Annotated in this window: 5 protein-coding genes; all 5 read left to right on the top strand. The window is 76.4% G+C overall.

Annotated elements, in window-relative coordinates; all coding sequences use genetic code 11:
- On the top strand, window positions 1-352 hold a 352-nt coding region (locus PLP61_RS15880; protein ID WP_324503732.1), incomplete at its 5' end, for a hypothetical protein.
- Window positions 349-1,281 carry a hypothetical protein gene (locus PLP61_RS15875; RefSeq protein WP_324503731.1) on the top strand — a complete coding sequence of 311 codons (933 nt, stop codon included), beginning with the start codon at window positions 349-351 and terminating at the stop codon, window positions 1,279-1,281. The genes PLP61_RS15880 and PLP61_RS15875, both read left to right, overlap by 4 nt.
- Window positions 1,268-2,623 carry a V-type ATPase 116kDa subunit family protein gene (locus tag PLP61_RS15870; RefSeq protein WP_324503729.1) on the top strand — a complete coding sequence of 452 codons (1,356 nt, stop codon included), beginning with the start codon at window positions 1,268-1,270 and terminating at the stop codon, window positions 2,621-2,623. The genes PLP61_RS15875 and PLP61_RS15870 overlap by 14 nt, the downstream gene beginning before the upstream one ends.
- Entirely contained in the window at window positions 2,620-3,057 is a 438-nt protein-coding gene (locus tag PLP61_RS15865; protein WP_324503728.1) for an ATP synthase subunit C, read from the top strand. The genes PLP61_RS15870 and PLP61_RS15865 overlap by 4 nt, the downstream gene beginning before the upstream one ends.
- A 28-nt stretch (window positions 3,058-3,085) precedes the next feature.
- Window positions 3,086-3,298 carry a hypothetical protein gene (locus PLP61_RS15860; RefSeq protein ID WP_324503726.1) on the top strand — a complete coding sequence of 71 codons (213 nt, stop codon included), beginning with the start codon at window positions 3,086-3,088 and terminating at the stop codon, window positions 3,296-3,298.
- Window positions 3,299-3,364 lie beyond the last annotated feature (66 nt).

Below are 3,364 nucleotides of genomic sequence, written 5' to 3'. Positions count from 1 at the left end.
GGTTCCCCACGAGGGCACCGAGGACACCGCGCTGCGGGCCGTGCTCGCCGCACTGGCTCCGACCCAGGAGGAGGCCGCCCGGATCCGGGCCCACGGCCGAGCGCAGGCCCAGGCCCTGCGGGAGGAGTCGGTGAGCGAGGTGGCGGGGGTGCTCGCGCGAGCCCGGGTCGAGGCCGCGGCCCAGCGGGCGGTCGAGGCGTCCCGCGCCCACGAGGCCGGCGAGCGGGAGAGCCGGCGAATGGCCGAGGAGGCCCGGACGGAGGCCGAGCGGCTGCGGACGGAGGGGCAGCGCCGGCTTCCCGATCTGGTCGCCCTGGTCCTGGACGGGGTCCGCCTCGAGGGACGGCCGTGAGCATCGCCTGGGTGGCGGCGTCGGTCCGGGCCAGGGCGATGGCACGGCGCCGGCTCGGGCGCGAGGGCATCCGCCGGGTGGGGTCGGCCGGGTCCCTGCAGGCGGCGTGCCACCAGCTGGTCGACACCGGGTACGCCAGGGCGGCCCCGGCGACGGACCTGGCCTCCGCGCAGCGGGCGGTGGCCGAGGCCGTGCTGTGGGACGTGCGGATCCTGGCCGGCTGGATGCCCTCCGGTGGCACGCCGATCGCCCGGGCCGTGGTGGCCGCCTTCGAGCGCGAGAACTGCTGGGACCACCTGCGTCGCCTGGGCGGCCGACTGCCGCCTGGACAGCCGGCGCCGGAGCCGTTCGAGCTCGGATCGCTGTCGACGGCCTGGCACCGCGTCCGGGCGACGTCCTCGCTGACCGAGCTCCGCGCCGAGCTGTCCGCCTCCCCCTGGGGCGAGATGCCGGTGGACGACCCGGCGGCGTTCCGCGACGCGATGGCCGCCGCCTGGCTCCGGCGGGTCGCCGACGACCTTCCCGGCGTGGAGGGGCTCGCGATCCAGGCGGCCGCGCTCCAGGTCGCCCGCAGCCGACTGCTGGAGCACCGGGAGCCGGGTGAGCGTGAGCGCGGCGACCTCGAGGCGCTGCTGGGCTCGCGCTGGCTGGAGGCGACCACGCTGCCCGACCTGCGCACGGCTCTCGACCCTCTCGCCGGCCGCATCCTCCAGGGGGTCGAGTCCCCCGTGCGGCTGTGGTCGGCCGAAGCCGCCCTGTGGCAGGAGGTCGCCGACACCGGGATGCGGCTGCTGCGCGACCCGCTCTCCTCGCCCGAGGTCGTGGTCGGTGCCGTGGCCGTGCTCGCGGCCGACGCGTTCCGGGTGCGGGCCGCGCTCGCCGACGCGGCCCTGGGCGGACGAGGGGAGGTGCTCGGTGGGGTGGCGTGAGGACCTGCGCCCGCAGCGGATGCTCCGGGTCGCACTGGTGGCCCCGGAGGATGAGCTCGCGAACGCGCTGGCCAGGGTCTCGGAGTCCGGCTCCGTCGAGCTGGACCTGCCCGTCCACGACCCCGAGCTGGCCGGGCCCGACGACGGGCCCGAAGCCCGGGCCGACCCGAACCTCGCCGAGCTCACCCGCGTGTCCCGCGCCGCGGTGCGTTCGGGGGACGTGGCCGGGCTGGTGGCGTGGACCCCGGAGGACGAGCTCCCCGCTCTGTCGGAGGCACTGGCCCAGGTCGGCGCCGCCGCCGTACCGGTCCGCGCGCCCAGCGGGCTGCAGCCGCCGACCCGCCTCCCGGCGGGACGCGCCGCCCGGTCCTTCGACCTGCTCGTCGAGACCTACACCACCGTGCCGTACCGCGACCTGGACCCGACGCTGGTCGCCGGGCTCGCCTACGTCCTCATGTTCGGCATGATGTTCGGGGACGTGGGGCACGGTGCCCTGCTGCTGCTCGGGGCGGTGCTGGTGCGCACCGGCCGTCTCCCCGGTCGCGCGGGCCGGTCCGCGGGGCTGCGGCGGTCCTGGGCGTTCCTGGCCGGCGGCGGGCTGGCCGCCATCGTGTTCGGCTTCCTCTACGGCGAGCTGTTCGGCCCGACCGGTGTGCTGCCCGTGCTCTGGCTCAACCCGCTGGAGCAGCCGGTGCCCATGCTGCTCACCGCCGTCGGGATCGGCGCCGTGCTCATCGGCGGCGCCTACGCCCTGGGAACCGCGAACAGGGTCCGAGAGGGCGGCTGGACCTACGCCCTGTACGCCCGCACCGGGGTCGCCGGGTCGCTGCTGTTCGTCGCGCTGGCGCTGCTGGTCGCCGGGCTCGCCCTGCCCGCCGACTGGCTGGTCGCCGCCAGTGTCCTCCTCGCCGCGCTGGGGCTGACGCTGACCTTCGTGGGACTCCTGGTCGAGGCGGGGGGCGGGACGGCGGGCGTCGTTCAGGCGGTCGTGGAGCTCTTCGACGTGGTGGTCCGGCTGGGCTCCAACGTCGTCTCGTTCGCGCGGCTCGCCGCCTTCGGCCTCACCCACGCAGCACTGGGAGCGGTGGTGTGGCAGGCCACCACGGCCCTGTGGGGACCGGGTCTGGCCGCGCTCGCGGCCACGGTCGTCTTCATCGGCGGGAACGCCGTCACGTTCACCCTGGAGGCGCTCGTCGCGGGCATCCAGGCACTCCGGCTGGAATACTACGAACTGTTCTCGCGCGTCTTCGCCGAGGAGGGCCGGCCGTTCCGGCCGTGGCGGCTGCCGCCACCCGTCCCGGTGACCAGCGTCGAGACCGGTCAGGAACGAGGTGCGCGATGATCGTGTGGCTGGTCGGGCTCCCGGTGGCGGTGCTGCTCACCCTGGGTGGCGTCGGCCTCGTCCGGCACAGCGGCCGACTGCTGCTGCCGGTCCTGCTGACCGCCACCCTGCTCCTCGCGCTCGGCGCCGTGGTGGTCCTGCTCGTCGCGCTCGGCTCCGACCCGGCCACCGCGTCCACCGGCCCGGCCGCCCCCGTCGCCGCGGCGGCGTCCGACACCGCCGCCAACGGGTCGGCGCTGATCGGGGCCGCGATCGCGGTGGCCGGGTCCTCCATCGGAGCCGCGATCGCGGTCGCCTACACCGGAGCCGCCGCACTCGCCGCCATGAGCGAGCGGCCGGAGATGTTCGGCCGGGCGATGGTGGTGGTGGGTCTCGCCGAAGGCATCGCGATCTACGGCCTCATCGTCGCCATCATCCTGATCGGGAAGGCGTGAAACGGCCACGGACACCACGACGGGACCGGTGCTGGCGCTGGGTGAGCCCGCGCGGCTCGCCGGCTACTCCCTGGCCGGGGTCGTCGTGGTAGGGGTGGGCGCCCCCGACGAGGTCCGTCGCGCCTGGGACAGGCTGCCTCGCGAGGTGGCGCTGGTGCTGCTCACCCCGGAGGCCGCGGCCGCGGTCGGAGAGCGGCGCGAGCAGCCGGACGCGCTGCTGTCGGTGGTGCTGCCGCGATGACCGCCCCCACCGTGGACCCCCACCCGACGCCGCTCCCGCCGCCGGCCGACGCGGCGCTCGACCCGG

The sequence above is a fragment of the Nocardioides sp. genome, from assembly GCF_035429765.1.
Classification (GTDB): Bacteria; Actinomycetota; Actinomycetes; order Propionibacteriales; family Nocardioidaceae; genus Nocardioides.
The sequence above is the reverse complement of the archived record's forward strand: the minus strand, read 5'-3'. Positions and strand labels throughout refer to the sequence as shown.

Excerpts from the sequence above, each read along its gene's own strand:
- PLP61_RS15865 (WP_324503728.1), top strand. The coding sequence starts at position 2,620 with ATGATCGTGTGGCTGGTCGGGCTCCCGGTGGCGGTGCTGCTCACCCTG.